Origin of the sequence: Streptomyces sp. SS7, from assembly GCF_037993025.1 — a bacterium.
GTDB lineage: Bacteria > Actinomycetota > Actinomycetes > Streptomycetales > Streptomycetaceae > Streptomyces.
In genome coordinates, this window is record NZ_CP141223.1 from 5,527,417 (window position 1) to 5,549,750 (window position 22,334).

Genomic DNA, 22,334 nt, shown 5'->3' on the forward strand with positions numbered 1-22,334 from the left:
CATGGCCACCGAACTGCCCCGCATCATCAGCGTCGACGACCATGTGATCGAACCCGCGCACCTCTTCGCGACCTGGCTGCCGCAGAAGTACCGCGACCGCGGGCCGCAGCCCCTCACCGCCGGGATCGGCGAGCTGGCCTACGTCGCCGGGAAGTACCAGATCACCATGGACCCGGACGGTCAGCCCACCGACTGGTGGATCTACGAGGACCTGAAGTTCCCCTACAAGCGCAACATCGCCGCCGTCGGCTTCGACCGCGACGAGATGACCCTGGAGGGCATCACCCGCGAGGAGATGCGGCGCGGCTGCTGGGACCCGAAGGCACGCCTGGAGGACATGGACCTCAACCACGTCGAGGCGTCCCTGTGCTTCCCCTCCTTCCCGCGCTTCTGCGGCCAGACCTTCGCCGAGGCGCACGACAAGGAGGTCGCGCACGCGTGCGTGCGGGCCTACAACGACTGGATGGTCGAGGAGTGGTGCGGCGACAGCGGCGGCCGCCTCATCCCGCTGTGCCTGATCCCCCTGTGGGACGTCGGCCTCGCGGTCGCGGAGATCCGGCGCAACGCCGCGCGCGGGGTGCGCGCGGTCACCTTCTCCGAGATCCCCACCCACCTGGGGCTGCCGTCCATCCACTCCGGGTACTGGGACCCGTTCTTCGCCGTGTGCGAGGAGACCGGGACGGTCGTCAACATGCACATCGGCTCGTCCTCGCAGATGCCGGCCGCCTCCCCCGACGCACCCCCCGCCGTCCAGGCCTCCCTGTCCTTCAACAACGCCATGGCCTCGATGATGGACTACCTGTTCAGCGGGGTCCTGGTGAAGTTCCCGGCGCTGAAACTGGCCTACTCGGAGGGCCAGATGGGCTGGATCCCGTACGCCCTGGAGCGCGCCGACGACGTCTGGGAGGAGCACCGGGCCTGGGGCGGTGTCAGGGACCTGATCCCCGAGCCGCCGTCCACGTACTACTACCGGCAGATGTACTGCTGCTTCTTCCGTGACAAGCACGGGGTGGCCTCCCTGGACGTCGTCGGCCGCGACAACGCCACCTTCGAGACCGACTACCCGCACGTCGACTCCACCTTCCCGCACACCAGGGAGGTCGCCCTCGACCACGTCGAGGGCCTCGACGACGAGACGGTCTACAAGCTGATGCGGGGCAACGCGATCCGCATGCTGGACCTGGACCTCGACAAGTAATGGACCTGACGTACACGGCCGAGGAGGAGCACTTCCGCGCCCGGCTGCGGGATTGGCTCGGCAAGGCCCTGCCCGCGCTCCCGCCGAAGCCGTCCCCGGACGACTGGCCCGGCCGCCGCCGCTACGACCTCGGCTGGCAGCGGACGCTGTACGACGCCGGGTACGCGCACGTGCACTGGGACGCCGACCCGACCACCCGGCTGATCTTCCTGGAGGAGACGGAGCGGGCCGGGGCCCCCTACGTGGGGGCCAACTTCGTCGGACTGCTGCACGCGGGGCCGACGATCGCCGCCGAGGGCACGGACGCCCAGCGCGCGCGCTGGCTGGAGCCGATCCTGCGCGGCGAGGAGGTCTGGTGCCAGGGCTTCAGCGAACCGGACGCCGGCTCCGACCTCGCGGCGCTGCGCACGCGCGCGTGGCGCGACGGCGACGACTACGTGGTGAGCGGGTCCAAGATCTGGACCTCGCACGCCGAGGTCGCCGACTGGTGCGAACTGCTGGTGCGCACCGATCCCACGGCGCCGAGACACCGGGGCATCACCTGGCTGGCGATGCCCATGGACGCCCCCGGGATCACCGTACGGCCGCTGCGGACGCTCGCCGGGTCCGCCGAGTTCGCCGAGGTGTTCCTGGACGAGGTGCGGGTGCCCGCGGCCCACCGGGTCGGCGCCGAGAACGACGGCTGGCGCGTCACCATGGTGACGCTGTCCTTCGAGCGCGGCACCGCGTTCGTCGGCGAGGTCGTCGCCTGCCGGCGCGTCCTCGGCGAACTGGCCCGCGAGGCCTGCGCGAACGGCCGCTGGGACGACCCCGTGCTGCGGCGCAGGCTCGCCCTCCTGGAGGCCGAGTTCCGGGCGCTGTGGCGGCTGACGCAGTGGAACGTGAGCGAGGCCTCGGCGGGCGGCGTGCCCGGCGTCGGCGGTTCGGTCTTCAAACTGCGGTACTCGCACGCCCGTCAGGAGCTGTACGACGCCGCGGCCGACGTCCTCGGCGACGCGGCCCTCGACCTCGACCGGCCCTGGGTGCTCGACCGGCTCTCCTCGCTGTCGTACACCATCGCGGCCGGCACCTCGCAGATCCAGCGCAACATCGTGGCCGAACGGATCCTCGGACTCCCGAAGGGGCGGTGAGACTTCTCCGTGCGCTTCCGACTGACGGACGACCAGCGGGCGTTGAGGCAAGGGGTACGGGACCTGCTCGCCCGGCGCTTCGGCCGGGACGCGCTGCGGGCGGCCGTGGAGCGGCCCGCGCTCGACCGGGAGCTGTGGCGGGAGCTGGGCGCGGCCGGGTTCTTCGCGCTGCGGCTGGCCGAGGCGGAGGGCGGGGTCGGACTCGGTCTCCCCGAGGCGGTGTTGGCCTTCGAGGAGGCGGGCCGGGCCCTCCTGCCCGGCCCTCTGGTCGCCACCCACCTCGCGGCGGGCCGGGTGCCCGGGGCGGCCGAGGGGGAGACCGTCGTGACGACCGCGGACACCGGCGGGCCGGTGGAGTGGCTGACCGAGGCGGACGTGGTGGAGGGGGACGTCTCGGGGGCCGTGGCGCTGCGGTCGGTCGATCCGTTGACGCCCCTGCACCGGCTGCCGGGGCGGGCCGGGCGTACGGCGCCCGAACCCGTCGCCGTCCTCCTCACCGCCGCCGAGCAGCTCGGCACCGCCACGCGCGCGTGCGAGCTCGCCGTGCAACACGCGCGGACCCGCGAGCAGTTCGGGCAGCCGATCGGGGCCTTCCAGGCCGTCAAACACCTCTGTGCGGACCTGCTGGTGCGGGTCGAGGTGGCCCGCGCGGCGGTCTACGCGGCCGCCGTCACCGCCGGCCCCGCCGACATCGCGGCCGCCCGGCTCCTCGCGGACGAGGCCGCCGTACGGGGCGCGCGGGACTGTCTGCAGGTGTACGGCGGCATGGGGTTCACCTGGGAGGCGGACGTGCACCTGCTGCTGAAACGCGCCTGGGTGCGCACCCGGCGTGCGGGGGGTGGTACGGAGAGTGAGGAACTGCTCGCCGGTGAACTGCTCGCCGGAGCGGGCCGCTAGCGCCGCTGCCTGCGCCGATGACCTGCGCGGGGCTCGGACTGCCGTACGGGTGTCGCGGATTGTGGCATACGGGGTTCACGGAGCGTTGATACCGGGTTGTGTCCGATGTGTGACCCGTCACGGCCCGGAGTCGGCCGGACCCTCCGGTACCTTCTGTGGGATGCGAGTGGTTCCGAGCACGAGCCATGCCGGTGGTGCCCCTGGGGCGGTGCCGAAACCGGCGGTGCGTGCCGCTGCTCGCAGGGCGGACGGGCTGGAGGCCCCCGCCTGTTCGACTCCCTGGCGCGGGCGTCGCACAGTATGCCGCACGGGTACTCCTTCGCGCTGGAATATGCCCGAAGCGCTTGTTGAGGTGACTGTACGTCAACCAAGCTGTCTCGTAAGGGATTCACGTTCCGTCACGCTGCCTCTGGCTGTTGTTCTGGCCATGCAGAAAATGGCTACGATCGTGGCCCCCGTCGTCATGGTGCCCACGCGACTCGCGTGGCTCGCGTGGCGCACGGCCATGTGTCCGCCGGTTCGGATGGTGTGAGCGGTGCAGGTGCTTCAAGTGCAACTGGAGATCCGGCCCGACCCCACGGAAGTGGGGCGCGCGCGGAGGTGGGCCCGTTCGCGTCTGGCCGGGTGCGGCATAGGGGACGACGAACCGCTCGCCGAGACGCTGGTCCTGCTCGTCTCCGAACTCGTCACCAACGCCGTGGTGCACACGGGCCGTCCGGCCGTCGTGCGGCTGTCGGTGCCGGGCGCGGTGGACGCGACGGCCGCCGTCCGGCTGGAGGTCGTGGACACCAGCGACCGTGCCCCCGTGCCCCGTTGCGCGGGCGACGACGCCACCGGCGGCCGGGGCCTGGCCCTCGTCGACTGTCTGGCGGACCGCTGGGGCTGGAGCGTGGAGGGCGGCGGCAAGCGCATCTGGTGCGAGCTGGACCGCTGCGAGGGTCCCGCCGAGGGTGCGGTGGGCGGCGAGAACAGGGGTGAGTGCGCCGCCCTGACGGGTGGCCGGCAGGCCGTCGCCCACCCGGAGCCGGTGTACCCGAAGCCGCCCGTGTACCCGAAGCCGACGGTCCGCCCGGAACCCGCCTACGAGGGGCGCGCGTTCGAGGCCGTGTGAGGCCGTGTGAGGCCGTGTGAGGCACGCGGTGCCGCGGCGGTGCTCCGCTGCGGGCGGCGGGGTGCGGCGGGGGCGGGCGGTCCGGTGGGTCGGTCGACGGGCGCATGGCCGCGAGAGGGCGGTGGCCTGCGGTGCACGGGCGCAGGTGGTGCTGTCGTCCTGACCGGGCGTGGCCCCGGTGCGCCCGGACGTGCTTCCGTGCGCGCCCGTTGCAAATGGGGCTTAAGTAACAAATCTCCGTCGTGGTGTTGACGTGACGTGTCCGTTTGATCACGCTTGTGGTCGGCGATTCACCGCGAGGGGACGGCGAGGGTCCGGGTGGCACGGGTCCTTGCCGAGTGTGGGTCGCGATTCGGCGTCGAGTCCCTCAGGGCCGGAGGGGGAGACGGGGAGGGTACGCCGAGTCGGATGGCGGCGCGCGGTGCCGTGCTCGGGGCGGGCAGCGGCGCGCCGCCATCGGACGACCGTCGCAGGGGTCGCCGGGGGTCTCAGAGGACGGCCACGGGCGCCACCGGGGTTCCCGTGCCGCCGACGAACGGCTCGGGCATCGCCGACAGCAGGAACGCGTACCGGCCCTCCTGTCCACAGGCTGTGGACAACTCTTCGAGATTCCAGTTCTGGCCCTGGAGCATCCCCATCTCCACCAGGTCGAGCGCGTGCACCGGCAGCCACAGGTCCTCGATCTCCGGCGGGAAGATCTCGAACGTCATGGTGTCGTTGGCGACGGCCGCCACGTCGCGCGCGTGGAACCACTCCGGCGTACGCACCGACAGCCCCGGCGACGGGAACGCGTAACCGTGCTTGTCGCCCGCCAGATAGAGCTGCACCTGCCCGGTCCGTACGAGCACGATGTCGCCGGCACGCACGCGCGTGCCCGCCAGTTCCTCCGCCGCCTCCAGGTCCTCCGGCGTCACCGCGTGCCCGCCCGCCAGCCGGTCCACGCCCCGCGCGCGTGCCACGTCCAGCAGCACCCCGCGCGAGACGACGTGCCGCGCCTTGTCGATCCCGCTGAACTCGGCGCCCGCGTGCGCGGTGATGCCGGACGCGGGGCGGCCGTTGTAGATCTTCCCCGAGTGCGAGACATGGGTCAGCGCGTCCCAGTGCGTGGCCGCCTGGAGGCCCATCGTCACGGCGTCGTCGCTGCACGCGACCGTGCCGGGGCCGAAGATCTCCTGGTTGATCTGCACCATGGTGTGCATCGGGTTGACCCGCCCCGGGATCATCCCGGTCTGAACCCCGTCCTCCCGCAGGGGGAGGGCCAGTGGCACCCGGCGCCCCGAACGGATCTCGGCGGCGGCGCCGCGCACCACCTCGTCGGTGATCAGGTTGAGGGTGCCGATCTCGTCGGCGGCTCCCCAGCGCCCCCAGTTGTTGACGCGCTTGGCGATGTCGTGGAACTCCTCCGGCAGTGCCATCCGGTGCCTCCCCGGGGCTTGTCCTCGCCCGTCGGGCGGGACATAAAATCTAACGGTCCGTCAGATACGGGTCTGGCAAGCATCTAACCGTCCGTCGGAGAACGCGGGAAGGGGCCGGACGTGGGGAACTTCTTGACCGGCAAGGTCGTCGCCGTCACAGGGGCGGGACGGGGCATCGGACGGGCGGTGGCGCTCGCGGCGGCCGCCGACGGTGCCCGGGTCGTCGTCAACGACTACGGGGTGGGCGTGGACGGCGCGTCGCCCACGAGCGAGGTCGCCGAGTCCGTCGTCAAGGAGATCGAGGCGGCGGGCGGCGAGGCCGTCGCGGTCGCCGACGACATCTCCACGATGGCGGGCGGACAGCGGGTCGTGGACACCGCCCTGGAGGCGTACGGGCGGCTCGACGGGGTCGTCTGCGTCGCGGGCATCCTGCGGGAGCGGATGCTGTTCAACATGTCCGAGGAGGAGTGGGACCCGGTGGTCGCCACCCACCTCAAGGGCACCTTCACGGTCTTCCGGGCCGCCTCCGCCGTCATGCGCCGGCAGGGATCCGGCACGCTGATCGGCTTCACCAGCGGCAACCACCAGGGCAGCGTCTCGCAGGCCAACTACAGCGCCGCGAAGGGCGGGATCATCTCGCTGGTGCGCAGCGCGGCACTCGGCCTGCACAAGTACGGGGTGACCGCCAACGCGGTCGCGCCGGTCGCGCGGACGCGGATGTCGGCCGGGGTGCCGATGGAGCTCGCGGAGATCGGGGAGCCGGAGGATGTCGCCGCGATGGTGATTTTCCTTTTGTCGGACCGCTCGCGGGAGTTGGGGATAACCGGGCAGGTCTACACGGTCGCCGGTGCGAAGATCGCTGTGTGGGCGCAGCCGCGGGAGCTGCGGGCTGCGTACGCCGAGGGCGGTTCGTGGACGCCGGAGCGGATCGCGGAGGTGCTGCCGGGGTCGGTCGGGGTGGATCCGATGCCGATGCTCGAGCGGCTGGAGGAGATGCGGCGGGCCGCGGCCGAAGGGAGTCGGCCGAACGCTCAATGACTCGGGGCGCCGAGTCGTTCGGCGGGTGCGGGTCGCGTGTGGCTGGTTGCGCAGTTCCCCGCGCCCCTGAGGGAGTTGCTGATGGCGTTTCTCAGGGAGGTGAACGTGGACTTCGGGTTCGATGTCGAGGATGACGAGTTCCGCCGCGAAGCTCGTGCCTGGCTCGGTGAGCACGCGCCGGGTGCCGCCGACCGGCGTGGTTGGGAGCGCACGCTCGGTGCCGCCGGGTGGATCGGGCTGGGGTGGAGGGAGGGCGGGTACGGGAACCGGACCGCGAGTCTGACCCGGCAGGTCGCCTGGGCCGAGGAGTACGCGCGCTCGGGGGCCCCGCCCCGGTCCGGGCACATCGGCGAGAATCTGCTCGCGCCCACCCTGATCGCCCACGGCACCCCGGAGCAGAAGGCCCGGTTCCTGCCGCCCGTCGCCGCCGGTGCCGAGCTCTGGTGCCAGGGGTACAGCGAGCCCGGCGCCGGGTCCGACCTGGCCGGGGTGCGGACGCGGGCGGAGGCCGACGAGGGCGGCCGCGCGTACCGCGTCACCGGGCAGAAGATCTGGACCTCCTTCGCGCACGAGGCCGACTGGTGTTTCGTCCTCGCCCGCACCGACCCCGACGCGACCCGTCACCGCGGGCTGTCCTTCCTCCTCGTGCCCATGGACCAGCCCGGCCGGATCGAGGTGCGGCCCATCCGGCAGCTCACCGGCACCAGCGAGTTCAACGAGGTCTTCTTCGACGGGGCGCGCGCGGAGCACGTCGTCGGCGGCGCCGGCGAGGGCTGGCGGGTCGCGATGAGCCTCCTGGGGTTCGAGCGCGGGGTGTCGACGCTCGCCCAGCAGATCGGGTTCGCCGAGGAGCTGGGGCGCGTGGTCCGCACGGCGGTGGAGACCGGCGCGGCCGAGGATCCCGTCGTACGCGAGCGGCTGGTGCGACTGTGGGCCGAGTTGCGGACGATGCGGTGGAACGCGCTGCGGACCCTGGGCGGTTCGGGCGGTCCGGGAGCGCCCAGCGTGGCCAAGCTGCTGTGGGCGGGCTGGCATCAGCGGCTCGGCGAGGTCGCGGTGGAGGTGCGGGGCGCGTCGGCGAGCGCGGGCCCGTCGGACTGGACGCCCGCGACGCCGTACGCACTCGACGACGCACAGCACCTGTTCCTGTTCTCCCGGGCCGACACGATCTACGGCGGCTCGGACCAGATCCAGCGCACGATCATCGCCGAGCGCGTGCTCGGCCTGCCCAGAGAGCGCAAGGGGGTCGTCTGATGCGAGGCGTGCTGTTCGACGGCAAGCGGGTGGAGGTCGTCGACGACCTCGGCGTACGCGATCCGGGGCCCGGCGAGGTGCTCGTGGCGATCTCGGCGGCCGGGCTGTGCCACAGCGACCTGTCGGTGATCGACGGGACGATCCCCTTCCCGGCGCCGGTGGTGCTCGGCCACGAGGGGGCGGGGGTGGTGGAGGCCGTGGGGGCCGGGGTCACCCATGTCGCCCCCGGCGACCATGTGGCCCTGTCCACCCTCGCCAGCTGCGGGACCTGCGCCGAGTGCGACCGGGGGCGGCCGACGATGTGCCGGCAGGCGATCGGGCGGCCCCAGAAGCCGTTCACGCGCGCGGGGCGGGCGGTGTACCAGTTCGCCTGCAACTCCGCCTTCGCCGAGCGGACGGTCGTGAAGGCCGTCCAGGCGGTGCGGATACCCGAGGACATCCCGCTGCCGTCCGCCGCCCTGATCGGGTGCGGGGTGCTGACCGGGGTGGGTGCCGTGCTCAACCGCGCGCGGGTGGGATACGGCGAGAGCGTCGTCGTCATCGGCACGGGCGGGATCGGGCTCAACGTCCTCCAGGGCGCGCGGATCGCGGGCGCGCTGCGGATCGTCGCGGTCGACTCCAACCCGGCCAAGGAGACGGTGGCCCGGCGGTTCGGGGCGACCGACTTCCTGACCTCGACGGAGGCCGTGCGGGACGTGCTGCCGACGGGCGCGGACCATGTCTTCGAGTGCGTGGGCCGGGTGGAGCTGATCCGGGCCGCCGTCGACCTGCTGGACCGGCACGGGCAGGCGGTCCTGCTGGGGGTGCCGCCGGCCACCGCGGAGGCGTCCTTCCTGGTCTCCTCCCTCTTCCTCGACAAGTCCATCCTGGGCTGCCGCTACGGCGCCTCCCGCCCCCAGCGGGACATCGCCCTGTACGCCGACCTGTACCGCGAGGGCCGGCTGCTCCTCGACGAACTCATCACCCAGACCTACCCGGTGGAGGACTTCGAGAAGGCGGCGGCGGACGCGGAGGCGGGGCGGGTGGCGCGGGGGGTGCTCACGTTCTAGGGCCGCGGGTGCGACACGCGTCGGCGGGCGGTGCGGCCGCGGTGGACGACGGCGAGGGCCAGCAGCGCCTCGACCGCCGCGAAGGCGGCCAGCCGCAGGCTCCAGGAGCCGACCGGGGACTGCGCGATGTCGGCGAACGCCGCCGTCCGCAGCAGTGCGGTGCTCAGGGCGAACCCGGCGACGACGCCGACGACCACGGCCCAGGTCGGCGGTTCGTGGACGACGGACACCACGATGCCGGCGAGGGCCGCGACGACGCAGAGCACGGTGACCAAGGTGAGGTACATGGCTCCCAGTGTTCCGGCGGGCGGCGGCGTTCCCATCGTCTCGGCGGACGAACCCCGTCTGTATCTCTGGATAGAGACGGCCGGGTGGAGTGCGCCGGGGGAGACGGGCGTCAGGAGGGCGGTGGGCGGTCGAGGCCGTGCAGCAGTTCGCGCATGGCGGCGAGGGTCGAGCGGGCCTCGGCCGCGACCTCGTCCGGCCGCCCCGCGCGCGCCAGTTCCACCAGCCGCTCGGTGCGGTGCAGTACGGCGTCGCTCAACCGTTGTGCCAGCAGCTCCCGTTCCGCTCCGGCGGACCGGTCCGCCTGCCACGCGGAACTGGCGAGCGCGAAGTCGTCCCGGGCGAGCACGCGCAGCCGGCGCCGGCGGACCAGCAGCCCGCCGCCCCAGAGGAGGGCGAAGCCCGCGCACGCCACCAGGCTCAACGGCACCACCAGCACCGCGCCGGTGACCCAGGAGAACCCGCCCGCCGGCACATCGCCGTCGGCGGCCGCCGTGGCCAGCAGCGCACCGGTGCTCACCGTCCCCGTCGTCAGGACCCAGGGCAAGGTGCGGGTGCCGCGATGGCTGTAGGCGCCCAGCGCGTTCACCGCCAGACACTCGGCGATCAGACCCCCGGCGAAGTAGGCGGAGAGCGCCGACAGGGGGGCCAGCGCGGTGGCCAGGGGCCAGAGCAGGGAGGTCGCCAGGACACCGGTGAGCGCGGCCCGGGGTGCGCGCCGCCGCCACACCAGGGGCAGGCCGTGCAGGGCGAACAGGGCGGCGACCAGCGCGATGGAGGGAACGGCCGCGTGCCGGGCCGCCCGGCTCCAGTCCTCGGCCCCGACCAGGACGAAGAGGACCGGCAGGAGCGCCGCGGTGAACGCGAGCGCGGGGTCGGCCAGCTGCTGCTCGCGCAGGACGTCCCGACGCCACCCCTCCGCCGACGGCGCCCCGCCGGTGTCGGGCAGCACCGCCTCGACCCGCCAGCCGCCCTCGGCCGTCGGACCGGCGTCCAGCTCACCGCCCAGCGCTGCCGCGCGCTGCCGCATGCCCTTGACGCCGAGACCCGATCCCGTGATGCCGGCCGGGCGGGCCGCCCGCGCCGCCGAGGGCCCGTTGGTCACCGACAGCAGCAACCGCCCCGCGTCCCGCCGTACGACGACGCGTACGGCCGCGCCGGGGGCGTACCGGACGGCGTTGGTGAGGGCTTCGCGCACGATCCCGTGGACGGCCTCCCCGGCCGGGCCGGTCAGGTCCGGGGGGAGCTCCGTGGCGACGGGGCGGCCCAGCCGGCCGAAGCCCGCGACGAGTTGCTGGACGGGGCCGGTCAGCGACGGGGCCTCGCGTGGTTCGGGGTCCCGCATGAGTCCCACCAGCCGCTGGAGCGAGGCCTTGGTCTCCCGGCCGGTGCGTTCCGCGAACTCCAGCGCCTCGGCGGTCAGTTCGGGCCGGGTTCCGCCGAGCCGGAGGGCGGTGTCCACGGTCACCACGACCGAGGTCAGATGGTGTGCGCTCACATCGTGCAACTCGCGTGCGAGGCGCTGGCGTTCGTTCGCGGCGGCGTGCCGTCTGCCCTCCTCGGCCCCCGCCAGCCGACGGGCCGCGGTCAGACGGCGGGCGCGCCACTTGCGGCGGGCCTCGCCCAGGCCCGCGCAGAGCACGTACAGCAGGGCCGCGACCGCCCATTCGGCCGCCGGCACGGTACGGAACCCGGCCCGCGCGAACGACAGGAGCCATTCGGCGCCGACGACCGCGGCGACGGCCCGCAGTGTCACGGGAAGGGGGCAGCGCACCGCGACCGAGTACAGGGACACGGGGGCGCCCAGCGCGAGGTAGCCGTCCTGCCAGGCGGCCAGCCCGACCGCCATGGCACCGACCGACCAGGCGAGGGCGCTCACCGGGGCCTGCCGGCGCCGGCCGAGGGCCGCCGTCTCCACCACGAGAGCGCACCCGACCGCCCCGGCCGCGACCTCGGCGCGGAGATCGCCGCCGCGCCAGGGACCCGCGATCACCAGCCAGGCGAGCTGCGCCACCGCCAGCAGCGCGGGAAGCAGCCACCGGCGGACCGTCTCTGTCTCAGCCATCCCTCTGCTCGCGCTCCCGGCCCGGGCAAGTGCCCCGGCACAGCAGCATCTTGACATGCCCACCAGGGGTCAGGTCGGGGTGCCGACTCCGTCGGTGCGCTCGCGGTCGCCGCCGGTGCGGAAGGTGCGGCGGTAGGCGGTGGGGGTGACCCCGAGGGCCGCCTGAAGGTGCTGCCGCATCGACTGGGCGGTGCCGAAGCCGGAGTCCCGCGCGACCTGGTCGACGGAGCGGTCGCTGGACTCCAGCAGGTGCCGGGCGCGTTCGACGCGCTGCTGGGTGAGCCACTGGCCCGGGCTGACGCCGGTCTCCTCGCGGAAGCGGCGGGTGAACGTGCGTACCGACAGGGACTCCTGCGCGGCCATGTCGCGCAGCTGGATCGGCTCGTGCAGCCGCCCGAGCGCCCAGGCGCGGGCGGTGGTGGTGCCGGCCTGCTGCGGGTCGGGCACGGGCCGCTCGATGTACTGCGCCTGGCCGCCGTCGCGGTGCGGCGGTACGACGGTGCGGCGGGCGACGTCGTTGGCGACCGCCGTGCCGTGGTCGCGGCGGACGATGTGCAGGCACAGGTCGATGCCGGCGGCGACCCCGGCGGAGGTGAGGACGTCGCCGTCGTCGATGAACAGGACGTCCGGGTCGACGTCGATCTTCGGGAAGAGCTGCTGGAGACGCGCGGCGTCGGCCCAGTGCGTGGTCGCGGGGCGGCCGTCCAGCAGGCCGGCGGCGGCGAGGACGTACACCCCGGTGCAGATGGAGGTGAGGCGGGTGCCGGGGCGGATGTGGGCCAGCGCGGCGGCGAGTTCGTCGGTGAGGACGCCCTGCTCGAAGACCGGGCCGAGCTCGTAGGAGGCAGGGACCACGACGGTGTCGGCGGTGGCGAGGGTCTCCGGCCCGTGCTCCACCATGATCGCGAAGTCGGCGTCGGTCCGGACCGGGCCCGGCGGCCGGATCGAGCAGGTCACGACCTCGTACAGGTGGCGTCCCTCGGCGTCCGTGGGGCGGCCGAAGATGCGGTGCGGGATGCCCAGCTCGAAGGGGAGCAGGCCGTCCAGGGCGAGGACGACGACACGGTGCGGGCGGACGTCACGGTCATCACGACTCATGGCCCGATCCTATCGAACGCTGACTTTCGGGCCAGTGGTGGCGCGGGGCCGGACATCGCACCCTTGGTGACGTGACCCAGACAAGCGAGGCCCTCGCAGCCGTACCGGCACAGAAGCCCCCCGCCCGTTTCCGTATCCACCGCGCCTGGTTCGTCGCCGCCGTCACCTTCGTCACGATCATCGGTGCGGCCGCGTTCCGCTCGCTGCCCGGTCTGCTCATCGACCCGCTGCACCAGGAGTTCGGCTGGTCGCGGGGCACGATCGGCGCGGCCGTCTCGATCAACCTCGCGCTGTACGGGCTCACCGCGCCGTTCGCCGCCGCGCTGATGGACCGCTTCGGCATCCGCCGGGTGGTGGCGGTCGCCCTGACCGTGATCGCGCTCGGCTCGGGGCTCACGGTGTGGATGACGGCGGCCTGGCAACTCCTCCTGTGCTGGGGCCTGCTGGTCGGCCTGGGCTCCGGCTCGATGGCGCTGGCCTTCGCCGCGACGGTCACCAACCGCTGGTTCACCGAGCGCCGCGGCCTGGTCAGCGGCATCCTCACCGCCGCCTCCGCCTCCGGTCAGCTGATCTTCCTGCCGCTGCTGTCCTGGCTGATCACCCGCCACGACTGGCGCCCCGCCGCGGTCACGGTGGCGCTGGCCGCCCTCGCCGTCGTCCCCTTCGTCTGGCTGCTGCTGCGCGACCACCCGGCGGACGTGGGGGCGAGCCCGTACGGCGCACAGGAGTTCGTGCCGAAGCCGGCGCCCGTGCAGGGGGCCGCGAGCCGCACCGTCAAGGTCCTGTTCTCCGCGATGCGCACCGGCCCCTTCTGGCTCCTCGCCGGCACCTTCGCGATCTGCGGCGCCTCCACGAACGGACTGGTCCAGACCCACTTCGTGCCGGCCGCCCACGACCACGGCATGCCGGTCACGGCGGCGGCCTCGCTCCTCGCGGTCATCGGCGTCTTCGACGTCGTCGGTACGATCGCCTCCGGCTGGTTCACCGACCGCTTCTCCCCGCGCCGCCTGCTGGCCGTCTACTACGCGCTGCGCGGTGTCTCGCTGCTGTTCCTCCCCCTGCTGCTGGCCCCCGCCGTCCATCCCCCGATGATCTTCTTCATCGTCTTCTACGGCCTGGACTGGGTCGCCACCGTGCCGCCCACCCTCGCCCTGTGCCGTGAGCACTACGGCGACGACAGCGCCATCGTCTTCGGCTGGGTCCTCGCCTCCCACCAGGTCGGCGCGGCCCTGATCGCCTTCCTCGGCGGTGTCGCCCGCGACGCCTTCGGCTCGTACGACGTGGTCTGGTACGCGTCGGGCGCGCTGTGCGCGGCGGCGGCCCTGATGGCGCTGGTGATCCGCCGGCGACCGGTGGCGCAGGCCCTGGCGGCCGCCTGACAGCTGCCTGACGGTGGCCCGACGGCCACGGTGGCCCGGCGGCCACGGTGTCCCGCGCGCCTAGAGGAACCGGCCCCTGTGGAACAGCAGGGGCCGTTCCGTGTCCGCGGCGGGCGTCGACCCGAGGGCGTTCACCCGGCCCACGACGATGAGGTGGTCGCCCCCGGTGTGCACGGCGTGGACGGCGCAGTCGATCCAGGCGAGGGCGCCGGCCAGGCGCGGGGAGCCGGAGGCCGGGGCCGCGTCGTACGGCACGCCCGCGAACTTGTCCGCGCCGCTCACCGCGAAGGCGCGGCACAGCGTGGCCTGGTGCGCCGCGAGGACGTTGACGCAGAAGGCGCCCGCGTGGGCGATGCGCGGCCAGGTCGTGGACGTACGGCCCACCATGAAGGCCACCAGGGGCGGGTCGAGGGAGAGGGAGGAGAAGGACTGGCAGGCGAAGCCGGCGGGGCCGTCCGGCGTCGCCGCCGTGACGACGGTGACGCCGGACGCGAAGTTCCCCAGCACACGCCGGAACTCGGCCCGGTCCACCGGAGCCCGCTCGTCCTCGCGGACGCAGCGCAGGTCGGGACGGGGCAGCGGTTCGACCGGGCCCGCCCTCAGATAACGGACGGCGGCGGCCGCCATCCCCGCGTGTCCCATCATGTCCCCATTGAAGCTGACGGCATGTCAGATAGGAAGGGGTGTGCGGGGGTGTGCGGGGGCGGTACGAGGGGAGGCGAACGGCTCGGTGACGCGCGCGTACGCTGCCCCCGTGAGGTGGGGTGGCATGCGCACGAAAACCGCCTGCGGCGGGCCGACGCCGAGGTGGGCGCGGCGGTCGCGACCGGGGCGGCGCAGCCCCCGGCGGCCTGGGTGCTCCTCGGCGGGCTGCCGGCCTCCGTCACGGGCCTGGTCGAGGAGTACGAGCCTCCCCGGCTGTCGGCCGCCGAGGTCACCGGCGTCTGGCGCGGCGCGGACGGGGCCGAGCTGCGGCTGCGCCCGGGCGGCGGCGCCGAGCTCGCCGCCCTCCGGCCGAGGACGAGTTCAGGGAGGGGCCGGTGGTCTGCGACGGCACCGGCACGTGGGCCCTGGAGCGCAACGGGGCCGGGAAGTTGACCGACCTCGCCGTACGCCTGGAGGAGGGCAGCGGCACCGGCAGCACCTGCGGGGACGCGACGTCCTGGACCATCGGCGGGACGGACGACGCGCCCGAGCTGTTCCGCTTCGTCGGGGACGAGGACGCCGGGCGGGTACGCATCCTGACGCAGGCCACCGGCTGACGGCCCCGGCCGGCCCGGCCCACCGCCCCGCGACCCTCCCCGTCTACCGCCCCCTGAACTCGGCCGCCCGGCGTTCCAGGAAGCCGGTGAGGCCCTCCCTCGCGTCCTCCGTCGTCATGTTGATCTCCTGGGCGGTGGCCTCGGCGGTGAAGGCGGTGGCGCGGTCGCTGTCGAGGGAGGCGTTGACGAGGTGTTTGGTGAGGGCCAGGGCGCGGGTGGGGCCGGTGGCCAGCCGGGCCGCCCACTCGCCGGCCGTCTTCTCCAGCTCGCCGTCCGGGACCACCCGGTTCACCAGCCCCAGGCGTTCGGCGTCCGCCGCGCCGAGCGCGTCGCCGAAGAACATCAGTTCCTTCGCCCGCTGGGGGCCGACCAGCCGGGGGAGGAGATAGGCGCCGCCGCCGTCGGGGACCAGGCCCCGGCGGACGAACACCTCGATGAACCGCGCCGACTCGGCGGCCAGGACCAGATCGCAGGCGAGGGCGAGATGCGCGCCGAGGCCGGCCGCCGTGCCGTTCACCGCGGCGATCACCGGCTTCTCGCAGTCCAGCACGGCCGCGACCAGGCGCTGCGCGCCCAGCCGGATCATCCGGGCCACGTCACCGGCGACCCGCTCGCCCGCCGCCGCCCCGCCCCGCAGGTCCGCGCCGGCGCAGAAGCCCCGTCCGGCGCCGGTGAGGACGACCGCCCGCACGGCGGGGTCGGCGGAGGCGTCCGCGAGCGTCCGGATCAGCTGTTCCCGCAGGTCGGCAGTGAGCGCGTTGAGGGCCTCGGGGCGGTTGAGGGTCAGGAACGCGACCTGGCCGGTGTGCCGTGTCAACAGGTCCATCTCAGCGACACACCGCCAACGCGTCCAGCGCCACCGCGCCCTGCCCGAACGGCAGCACCACCAGCGGGTTGATGTCGAGCTCGGCCAGGTCGGAGCCCAGCTCCAACGCCATGCGCTGGACCCGCAGGACGACCTCCACGAGCGCGTCGACATCGGCCGGCGGGCGGCCCCGGACGCCGTCCAGCAGCGCCCGTCCGCGCAGTTCGGCGAGCATGTCCCGCGCCTGCTCCTCCCCGAAGGGCGGCACCCTGACGGCGGCGTCGCGCAGCACCTCCACCAGGACCCCGCCCAGACCGACGGTGACCGTCGGGCCGAACAGCTCGTCCTGGGTCACCCCGACCACCATCTCCACCCCCCGCTCGACCATCTGGCAGACCAGGACGCCGTCCAGCGAGACACCCTCGTAGCGGGCGATGTCGGTCAGTTCGCGGTAGGCGTCGCGGACCTGGCTCGCCGAGGTCAGGCCGATCTTGACCAGCCCCAGCTCGGTCTTGTGCGCGATCCGCTCGCCGGACGCCTTCATCACCACCGGGTACCCGACCAGCCCCGCCGCGCGCACCGCCGCCGCCGCGCTGGTCACCAACTGCTCGCGCGGGACCCGGATGCCGTACGCCCGCAGCAGCTGCTTCGCCGCGTGCTCGCTGAGCTGCTGGCCGGGGCGCATCAGCAGCTGCGCCTTGCGGAAGGACGGGGACGGGGTGCGCGGGGCCTGGTCGAAGGGCGAGCGGTAGTCGCTCACGAAGCGGTGGTGCTCCAGGTACGCCCGGACGGCGGTGACGCAGTTGCCGAGGGAGCGGAAGGTCGCGACCCGGGAGGAGCCCAGCAGCACCTCGCGGTAGGCCGCTTCGGTGCCCACCGGCGAGCCCCACACCACGCACACCAGCTTGTCCGTGTGCTCCGCCGCGTCCACCAGGTCCCGCACCAGCCGGTCGCTGAGCGGCGGGAAGGGGCCGGTGATCGGACAGATCAGCACCCCCACCTCGGGATCGGCGAGGATCGCGTCGATGATCTTCCGGCCGCGCGCGTCGCCGACCGGGTGCCCCCCGTTGTCCACCGGGTTGGCCACGTTCAGGTACGACGGGATCCACTGGTGCAGCTCGGCCTGCTTGGCCGCCGACAGGGCCGGCAGCCGCAGCCCCGCCGCCGTCGCCAGGTCGGCCGCGTGGGCGCCGGTGCCGCCCGAGATCGAGTAGACGACCACACCGTCCGCGCGCGGACGGCGGGCCCGGGCCAGCAGGGCCGCGGTGTCCTGGAGTTCGTCCAGTCCGTCGACGCGGATGACGCCGTACTGCCGCATCGCCGCGTCCACCACTTCGTCCGCGCCGGTCAGCTTGCCGGTGTGGGAGGCGGCGGTGCGGGCCCCGGTCTCGGTGCGGCCCACCTTCACGGCCACCACCGGGACCCCGCGCCGGGCCGCCCGGTCGGCCGCCAGGAGGAAGGCCCGGCCGTCCTTCAGCCCCTCCACGTAACAGGCGATGGCGCCGACCTCGGGCCGCTCGGCGAAGTAGGACAGGAAGTCGGCGGTCTCCAGGTCGGCCTCGTTGCCGGTGGGCGCCCAGTGCGAGAGCCGGATGCCGAGCTCCTGGAGGGCGAAGACCGGGCGGCCCTGGTGCCCTGACTGGGTGATCAGCGCGATCGACGGCCCCGTGAGGTCCTCGCGGAACCGCTCGAAGGCGTTGAGGTTGGTGTTGGGCCCGAGCAGCCGGATGCCGGAGCCCGCCACGGCCGCCGCGAGCCGGTCCTGCGCCGCCGCGCCCTCCTCGCCGGTCTCCGCGAAGCCCGAGGCGAACACGACGGCGAACCGCACCTTCGCCTCGGCCAGTTCCTCGATCACCGGCAGCGGATCGGCGACCAGCAGCACGGCCAGGTCGATCTGTTCCGGCAGCTCGGCGACCGACGCCACGCAGGGGATGCCGAAGACGGACGCGCGAGTGGGGTGCACGGGGTGCAGCCGCGCCCCCACCCGCTCGGCCCAGCCCACCAGTTGCCGGGTGACACCGGTGTTGGGGCGTCCCTCGGCGTCCGAGGCGCCGATGACCGCCACCGACTCGGGCCGGAAGAACCGGTCCAGATCGGGGACGGTCGCGTACAGCGGCCGCCCGCTGACGTCGAGGTCGTCGACGTCGGCGGGCCGGCCGTGGACGGCGGGTCCGGGCTGTTCGCCGCACGCGATGACCCGGGCGCGGCGGGAGTCGGTGGTGAGGGTGCCGTGGGTTGATCCAAGCATCGGTCCGCCCGCTCCTGTGTGACTGCCAAGTAACTGACGAACTGTCAGATTACAGACCTGACGGGATGTCAGGAATGGGCGTGCAACGAGAAAGGGGCGGACCTTCGGGACGCCGGCGGCGGTCCGTGGCCCTACAGCGCGGCCAGTACCTCCTTGGCCACCCGCTCACCGGAGCGGACGGCGCCGTCCATGAAGCCCATCCAGTACGTCGAGGTCTCGGTCCCCGCCCAGTGGATGCCGCCGACCGGCTTGCGCAGGGCGGGACCGTACTGGGTCAGGACGCCGGGCGCGGCGATGGAGACCGGGCCGCCGCGGGTGTAGGCCTCGTTGTTCCAGCGTTGCAGGACGAAGGAGGTGGGGGAGGCCGCTTTCGCGCCGAAGTACGTCACGTAGTCCTTCAGCACCGCCGCCTTGACCTCGGCCTCGCTCGCCGCGTCGTGGGCACGGGCCTCGTCGGCCTCGATGAAGCCCATCAGCGCGCCGTAGGAGGCGTCGGGCGGGGAGTTGTCGAAGGTGGAGCTGACCACGCCGGTGTCGCTGACGACCTGGCCGTTGAGGCCGTCGGCCCGCCAGAAGGGGGTGTCGTAGATCGCGATCGCCTTGGCGACCGAGGCCATCGGCAGCCGCTGGGTGAGCTGGTCGCGACCGGCCGGCAGGAGCGGGTCGTAGGTGATCCGGGCGGCGAGCGGCGGGGGCGCGGCGACGACGACCTTCTTCGCGGTGACGGTGATGCCGTCGGCCGTGACGACGTACTTCCCGCCGGACAGGGCGATCGTGCGCACCGGGGCGTTCAGCACCACCCGGTCGCCGAGCGTGGCGGCCAGCTTGATCGGCACCTGCTGGGAGCCGCCGACGAAACGCCGTTCCTGGGCGCCGTTCGCGGTCTCGGTCAGGCGTTCCAGGGTGCCGACGGTGGACTCGTTGCCGGCGGCGGCGATGTAGAAGAGGACGAACAGCAGGGAGAGTTCCCGGGGTTCGGCCGAGAAGATCGAGGTGCAGGCCACGTCCAGCAGGAACTTGGCCGACGGGATCACGGCGTTGGCGCGCAGCCAGCTCTCGAAGGTCTGCCGGTCCCATTCCTGCGCCTTGGCGGCGGTCCAGGGCGCGTCGACCGGCACCGTCTTGGCCATGTCGTCCAGCGAGGCCTGCACGATCGCGGCGTTGGCGAGCCCGGCGGCGTCGACCGGCGGGACCGAGCCGAGCAGGCCGTCGGTGGCGTACGCCGTCTTCTTTCCGTCCTTGTAGAGGAGGTTGTTCCCCGTGTTGTAGGTGGCGAAGGTGGCCACGCCCAGGGAGTCGGCGAGGGCCTTGATGCGGTCCTGGGTGGGGCCGATGAACTCGCCGCCGCCCTCGGTCACCCCGCCGTTCGCCAGCGACAGGTTGAGGACCCGGCCGCCGACGCGGTCGCGGGCCTCCAGTACGGCGACGGTCTTCCCGGCCGCCACCAGGTCGCGGGCCGCGGTGAGTCCGGCCAGGCCGGCACCGACGATCGCGACGTCGACGTCCCGGGTGGCCGCCGCGGCGGCCGGGCCGACGGCGGTCGCCGACAGGGCGGTCGCGCCGGCGGCCACGGCGGCGGTGCGCCCGAGCAGCGAGCGGCGGGAGAGCCCGGAACCGGAACCGGAACCGAAACCGGAACCGGAGCCGGTGTCGGTGCCGGAGCGGGGGGAGAGGTGTCTTTCACGTGCCACGTGCGTCCTCCGTGGAGAGGGGGCGGAGAGGGGGCCGAGCAGAAAGGTGAACAGGTCTCACATTCTGGCTCCGCGCGAGGGCGCACGACAACGCCCTCGGCACAACTGGCACACGTGTAACTGGCAGCAGAACGAGGGGAGTTACCGGGAGTAACGGAAATTAGCGGAGATGGTGGGCCACGGCCTTCGCGATGCGTTCCGCGTCGATCGACAGTTCGCGAAGGGTGCCGCTGATGGGGGTGGTGAACCCGGTGAAGTAGAGGCCGGGCGCGTTCTTCGGGGCGCGCGGGCCGTGCGCGAGCGGCAGGCCGCGCTCGTCGAGGACGTCGAGGTGGCCGACCAGGCCCTCCAGAGCGCGGACATAGCCGGTGGCGGCGACGACGGCGTCCGGGGTGACGCGGGTGCCGTCGGCGAGAACGACCTTGCCGCCGTCCTCGAAGGACTCGACGGCGGCTACCACCTCCACCCGGCCCTTGCGGACCGCGTCGATCAGACCGACGTCCTGCACCGGGATCGCGCCCTGTCTGACCCGGCTGTACAGCCCGGTGTCGGGGCGCGGCAGGCCGTGCGCCGAGAGGTCCGGCACGCTGAGCCTCGCCATCGGGCGGGCCAGCCGGTCGACGAGGCCGACGGGCAGGCGCCGTACCAGGATCGCCGTGTACTGGGCGGCCCAGCCGGCGGTGGAGCGGCGGACGATGTGCGGGGCGGTGCGCACGGACAGCCGTACCCGCTCGGCGCCGTGCTCGACGAGGTCGACGGCTATCTCGGCGCCGGTGTTGCCGACGCCGACGACGAGGACGTCCCGGCCGGTGTAGGGCTTGCCGTCGCGGTAGGCGCCGGCGTGGGCGAGGTCGCCGGTGAAGGCGGAGCGGCCGGGCCAGTCGGGCAGGAACGGGGTGTGGTTGTAGCCGGTGGCGACGACGACGGCGGCACCGGTCAGTTCCCGGCCGCCGGTGGCGTGCAGCAGCCAGCCGGTGCCGTCCGCGGTGCGCTCGATCCGGGAGACCTCGACGCCGGTGACGATCTCCAGCTCATGGACCTCGGCGTACTTCTCCAGGTACCGCACCATGTTGTCGCGGGTCACCCAGCGGCCGAACCGGCGCGGCATCTTCAGCCCGGGCAGGGCGGAGAGGCGGCGGGTGGTGTGCAGATGCAGCCGGTCGTAGTGGCGGCTCCAGGACGCACCGACGCGGTCGGCCTTCTCCACGACGACGGCGCGTACCCCCTGGGCGCGCAGGGCGTACGCGGCGGCGAGTCCGCCGGGGCCGCCGCCGACGACGTAGACGGGGCGGTCGGCGGGGTTCGCGGTGGTGATCGCGGGCGGTGCGGAGTCTTCCATGAGCGCGAGCGTAATCACGCCCGGGATCGGTGGGTCTCGGTCAAGACCGGAATTGGTTGCGGATCGATCACGCTTGGGGGAGTTGTGCGGGGAACTTGTGGCGTGGGCCACTGGGTTGTGCGTGGTCGCGAGGGCCGCGGGGAGGCGCGAGGGCCGTGGTCTTCCCGCATCCGGTTATCTGACGTACCGTCAGATCCATGGATGCGATCTGGCTCGACGGTGCCCAGTGGCTGGCGGTGCTGCGGATCGGACTCGGCCTGTGGTGGCTGGAGAGCTGGCGGCACAAGGACAAGAAGAGCTGGTTCGAGGGCTCCGGCATCGCCTGGGCGGCGGACGTGGCGGCCAAGCACCGCTGGAGCGCCGTACGGTCCGGCTTCGAGGCCGTGGTGAAGCCCCGGCCGCGACTCATGGCGTACGTCGTCGTCTACGCCGAACTGGCCCTCGGCCTGGGCCTGGTCACGGGCTTCCTGACGCCGGTCGCCCTGGCCGCGAGCCTCCTCCTGAACCTGATCTACCTCGTCCTCATGATCCACGACTGGGCCGAGCAGGGGCAGAACGGGATGATGGCCCTGATCTCGGTCGTCGCGCTGGGCGGCATGGCCTGGCAGACCTGGTCGGTGGACGACGCCCTGGGGCTCTTCCGGTGAGCGCGCGGTACGACCTTCCCGAGGCCGACGCCTTCACCCGCGCGTACTGGGACGCGGCCGCCGACGGCCGGCTGCTGATCCGGCGCTGCGGGGCCTGCGCACGGGCCCACCACTACCCCCGCGAGTTCTGCCCGTACTGCTGGAGCGAGGACGTGACCTGGGAGGACGCCGGCGGTCGGGCCACGCTCTACACGTGGTCGGTCGTCCACCGCAACGACCTGCCCCCGTTCGGGGAGCGGACACCGTACGTCGCGGCGGTGGTCGACCTCGCCGAGGGGCCCCGGATGTCCACGGAGCTGGTGGGGGAGGGGGAGCCACGGGCGGGGATGGAGCTGGAGGTGACCTTCCGGGAGGGCGTCCCGGTGTTCCGGGCGGCGGTAACCCGTAGCGGACGGCCGGTGGCGGACGGCCGGTAGCCGGGGC

At 73.4% G+C, this 22,334-nt stretch carries 21 protein-coding genes; 12 read left to right on the forward strand and 9 right to left on the reverse strand.

Annotated features, from left to right (window positions below; genetic code table 11):
* The first annotated feature begins 1 nt into the window (after position 1).
* The 4 genes from U5640_RS25590 (at position 2) to U5640_RS25605 (ending at position 4,336) form a co-directional block, all read left to right on the forward strand.
* Positions 2 to 1,198, forward strand: coding sequence for an amidohydrolase family protein (locus U5640_RS25590; RefSeq protein WP_340378079.1), 1,197 nt, complete (start codon positions 2 to 4; stop codon positions 1,196 to 1,198).
* Complete coding sequence (locus tag U5640_RS25595) at positions 1,198 to 2,328, forward strand: acyl-CoA dehydrogenase family protein (RefSeq protein WP_340378080.1); 1,131 nt, start codon at positions 1,198 to 1,200, stop codon at positions 2,326 to 2,328. The genes U5640_RS25590 and U5640_RS25595 overlap by 1 nt, the downstream gene beginning before the upstream one ends.
* A 9-nt stretch (positions 2,329 to 2,337) precedes the next feature.
* A complete protein-coding gene (locus U5640_RS25600) occupies positions 2,338 to 3,225 on the forward strand; it encodes an acyl-CoA dehydrogenase family protein (RefSeq protein ID WP_340378081.1) in 888 nt (295 codons plus the stop codon).
* A 550-nt stretch (positions 3,226 to 3,775) separates the two neighbouring features.
* Positions 3,776 to 4,336, forward strand: coding sequence for an ATP-binding protein (locus U5640_RS25605; RefSeq protein WP_340385325.1), 561 nt, complete (start codon positions 3,776 to 3,778; stop codon positions 4,334 to 4,336).
* A gap of 488 nt (positions 4,337 to 4,824) precedes the next feature.
* Here the strand turns inward: U5640_RS25605 and U5640_RS25610 are convergent, their stop codons facing one another.
* Positions 4,825 to 5,751: a cyclase family protein gene (locus U5640_RS25610; RefSeq protein ID WP_067251431.1), complete on the reverse strand. Its 927-nt coding sequence runs from the start codon at positions 5,749 to 5,751 to the stop codon at positions 4,825 to 4,827.
* Positions 5,752 to 5,871: 120 nt separating this feature from the next.
* Here U5640_RS25610 and U5640_RS25615 point away from each other — a divergent pair, with 120 nt between their 5' ends.
* The 3 genes from U5640_RS25615 (at position 5,872) to U5640_RS25625 (ending at position 9,092) form a co-directional block, all read left to right on the forward strand.
* A complete protein-coding gene (locus U5640_RS25615; RefSeq protein ID WP_340378082.1) occupies positions 5,872 to 6,789 on the forward strand; it encodes an SDR family oxidoreductase in 918 nt (305 codons plus the stop codon).
* A gap of 105 nt (positions 6,790 to 6,894) precedes the next feature.
* Positions 6,895 to 8,043, forward strand: a complete 1,149-nt coding sequence (locus U5640_RS25620; protein ID WP_340385327.1) for an acyl-CoA dehydrogenase family protein — start codon at positions 6,895 to 6,897, stop codon at positions 8,041 to 8,043.
* Positions 8,043 to 9,092, forward strand: a complete 1,050-nt coding sequence (locus U5640_RS25625) for a Zn-dependent alcohol dehydrogenase (protein WP_340378083.1) — start codon at positions 8,043 to 8,045, stop codon at positions 9,090 to 9,092. The genes U5640_RS25620 and U5640_RS25625 overlap by 1 nt, the downstream gene beginning before the upstream one ends.
* Here U5640_RS25625 and U5640_RS25630 read toward each other — a convergent pair.
* The 3 genes from U5640_RS25630 to U5640_RS25640 form a co-directional block, all read right to left on the reverse strand.
* Positions 9,089 to 9,379 (reverse strand): hypothetical protein, encoded by a 291-nt coding sequence (locus tag U5640_RS25630; RefSeq protein WP_340378084.1) that lies wholly within the window; start codon positions 9,377 to 9,379, stop codon positions 9,089 to 9,091. The two genes, U5640_RS25625 and U5640_RS25630, sit on opposite strands and share 4 nt — an antisense overlap.
* A gap of 110 nt (positions 9,380 to 9,489) precedes the next feature.
* Positions 9,490 to 11,442: a histidine kinase gene (locus U5640_RS25635; protein WP_340378085.1), complete on the reverse strand. Its 1,953-nt coding sequence runs from the start codon at positions 11,440 to 11,442 to the stop codon at positions 9,490 to 9,492.
* 69 nt (positions 11,443 to 11,511) lie between these two features.
* The gene (locus tag U5640_RS25640; RefSeq protein ID WP_340378086.1) at positions 11,512 to 12,540 is read right to left on the reverse strand and encodes a helix-turn-helix domain-containing protein; all 1,029 of its coding nucleotides are present in this window, start codon (positions 12,538 to 12,540) and stop codon (positions 11,512 to 11,514) included.
* Between the two features lie 71 nt (positions 12,541 to 12,611).
* On the opposite strand from U5640_RS25640, the gene U5640_RS25645 reads away from it, so the two are divergent.
* Entirely contained in the window at positions 12,612 to 13,919 is a 1,308-nt protein-coding gene (locus U5640_RS25645) for an MFS transporter (RefSeq protein WP_340378087.1), read from the forward strand.
* A gap of 60 nt (positions 13,920 to 13,979) precedes the next feature.
* Here U5640_RS25645 and U5640_RS25650 read toward each other — a convergent pair whose 3' ends face one another.
* Complete coding sequence (locus U5640_RS25650; RefSeq protein WP_340385329.1) at positions 13,980 to 14,561, reverse strand: flavin reductase family protein; 582 nt, start codon at positions 14,559 to 14,561, stop codon at positions 13,980 to 13,982.
* A 117-nt stretch (positions 14,562 to 14,678) separates the two neighbouring features.
* Between U5640_RS25650 and U5640_RS25655 the strand changes: the two genes are divergently transcribed.
* Together U5640_RS25655 and U5640_RS25660 are read left to right on the forward strand one after the other, a co-directional pair.
* On the forward strand, positions 14,679 to 15,017 hold the full coding sequence (locus U5640_RS25655) for a hypothetical protein (RefSeq protein WP_340378088.1): 339 nt from the start codon (positions 14,679 to 14,681) through the stop codon (positions 15,015 to 15,017).
* Positions 15,014 to 15,181, forward strand: coding sequence for a hypothetical protein (locus U5640_RS25660; RefSeq protein WP_340378089.1), 168 nt, complete (start codon positions 15,014 to 15,016; stop codon positions 15,179 to 15,181). The genes U5640_RS25655 and U5640_RS25660 overlap by 4 nt, the downstream gene beginning before the upstream one ends.
* Positions 15,182 to 15,224: 43 nt before the next feature.
* Here the strand turns inward: U5640_RS25660 and U5640_RS25665 are convergent, their stop codons facing one another.
* The 4 genes from U5640_RS25665 to U5640_RS25680 form a co-directional block, all read right to left on the reverse strand.
* Positions 15,225 to 16,007 carry an enoyl-CoA hydratase-related protein gene (locus U5640_RS25665; protein ID WP_340378090.1) on the reverse strand — a complete coding sequence of 261 codons (783 nt, stop codon included), beginning with the start codon at positions 16,005 to 16,007 and terminating at the stop codon, positions 15,225 to 15,227.
* 1 nt (position 16,008) lies between these two features.
* Entirely contained in the window at positions 16,009 to 18,234 is a 2,226-nt protein-coding gene (locus tag U5640_RS25670; protein WP_340378091.1) for an acetate--CoA ligase family protein, read from the reverse strand.
* A 131-nt stretch (positions 18,235 to 18,365) separates the two neighbouring features.
* Positions 18,366 to 19,826 (reverse strand): FAD-dependent oxidoreductase, encoded by a 1,461-nt coding sequence (locus U5640_RS25675; protein WP_340385331.1) that lies wholly within the window; start codon positions 19,824 to 19,826, stop codon positions 18,366 to 18,368.
* 259 nt (positions 19,827 to 20,085) lie between these two features.
* Positions 20,086 to 21,264 carry an NAD(P)/FAD-dependent oxidoreductase gene (locus U5640_RS25680; RefSeq protein ID WP_340378092.1) on the reverse strand — a complete coding sequence of 393 codons (1,179 nt, stop codon included), beginning with the start codon at positions 21,262 to 21,264 and terminating at the stop codon, positions 20,086 to 20,088.
* A gap of 197 nt (positions 21,265 to 21,461) precedes the next feature.
* On the opposite strand from U5640_RS25680, the gene U5640_RS25685 reads away from it, so the two are divergent.
* Positions 21,462 to 21,911 carry a DoxX family membrane protein gene (locus U5640_RS25685; RefSeq protein ID WP_340378093.1) on the forward strand — a complete coding sequence of 150 codons (450 nt, stop codon included), beginning with the start codon at positions 21,462 to 21,464 and terminating at the stop codon, positions 21,909 to 21,911.
* Positions 21,908 to 22,327 (forward strand): OB-fold domain-containing protein, encoded by a 420-nt coding sequence (locus tag U5640_RS25690; RefSeq protein ID WP_340378094.1) that lies wholly within the window; start codon positions 21,908 to 21,910, stop codon positions 22,325 to 22,327. Before U5640_RS25685 ends, U5640_RS25690 begins: the two co-directional genes overlap by 4 nt.
* Positions 22,328 to 22,334: the final 7 nt, after the last annotated feature.

Excerpts from the sequence above, each read along its gene's own strand:
- U5640_RS25590 (WP_340378079.1), top strand. The coding sequence starts at position 2 with ATGGCCACCGAACTGCCCCGCATCATCAGCGTCGACGACCATGTGATC.
- U5640_RS25595 (WP_340378080.1), top strand. The coding sequence starts at position 1,198 with ATGGACCTGACGTACACGGCCGAGGAGGAGCACTTCCGCGCCCGGCTG.
- U5640_RS25610 (WP_067251431.1), bottom strand. The coding sequence starts at position 5,751 with ATGGCACTGCCGGAGGAGTTCCACGACATCGCCAAGCGCGTCAACAAC.
- U5640_RS25625 (WP_340378083.1), top strand. The coding sequence starts at position 8,043 with ATGCGAGGCGTGCTGTTCGACGGCAAGCGGGTGGAGGTCGTCGACGAC.
- U5640_RS25630 (WP_340378084.1), bottom strand. The coding sequence starts at position 9,379 with ATGTACCTCACCTTGGTCACCGTGCTCTGCGTCGTCGCGGCCCTCGCC.
- U5640_RS25635 (WP_340378085.1), bottom strand. The coding sequence starts at position 11,442 with ATGGCTGAGACAGAGACGGTCCGCCGGTGGCTGCTTCCCGCGCTGCTG.
- U5640_RS25640 (WP_340378086.1), bottom strand. The coding sequence starts at position 12,540 with ATGAGTCGTGATGACCGTGACGTCCGCCCGCACCGTGTCGTCGTCCTC.
- U5640_RS25650 (WP_340385329.1), bottom strand. The coding sequence starts at position 14,561 with ATGGGACACGCGGGGATGGCGGCCGCCGCCGTCCGTTATCTGAGGGCG.
- U5640_RS25665 (WP_340378090.1), bottom strand. The coding sequence starts at position 16,007 with ATGGACCTGTTGACACGGCACACCGGCCAGGTCGCGTTCCTGACCCTC.
- U5640_RS25670 (WP_340378091.1), bottom strand. The coding sequence starts at position 18,234 with ATGCTTGGATCAACCCACGGCACCCTCACCACCGACTCCCGCCGCGCC.
- U5640_RS25680 (WP_340378092.1), bottom strand. The coding sequence starts at position 21,264 with ATGGAAGACTCCGCACCGCCCGCGATCACCACCGCGAACCCCGCCGAC.
- U5640_RS25685 (WP_340378093.1), top strand. The coding sequence starts at position 21,462 with ATGGATGCGATCTGGCTCGACGGTGCCCAGTGGCTGGCGGTGCTGCGG.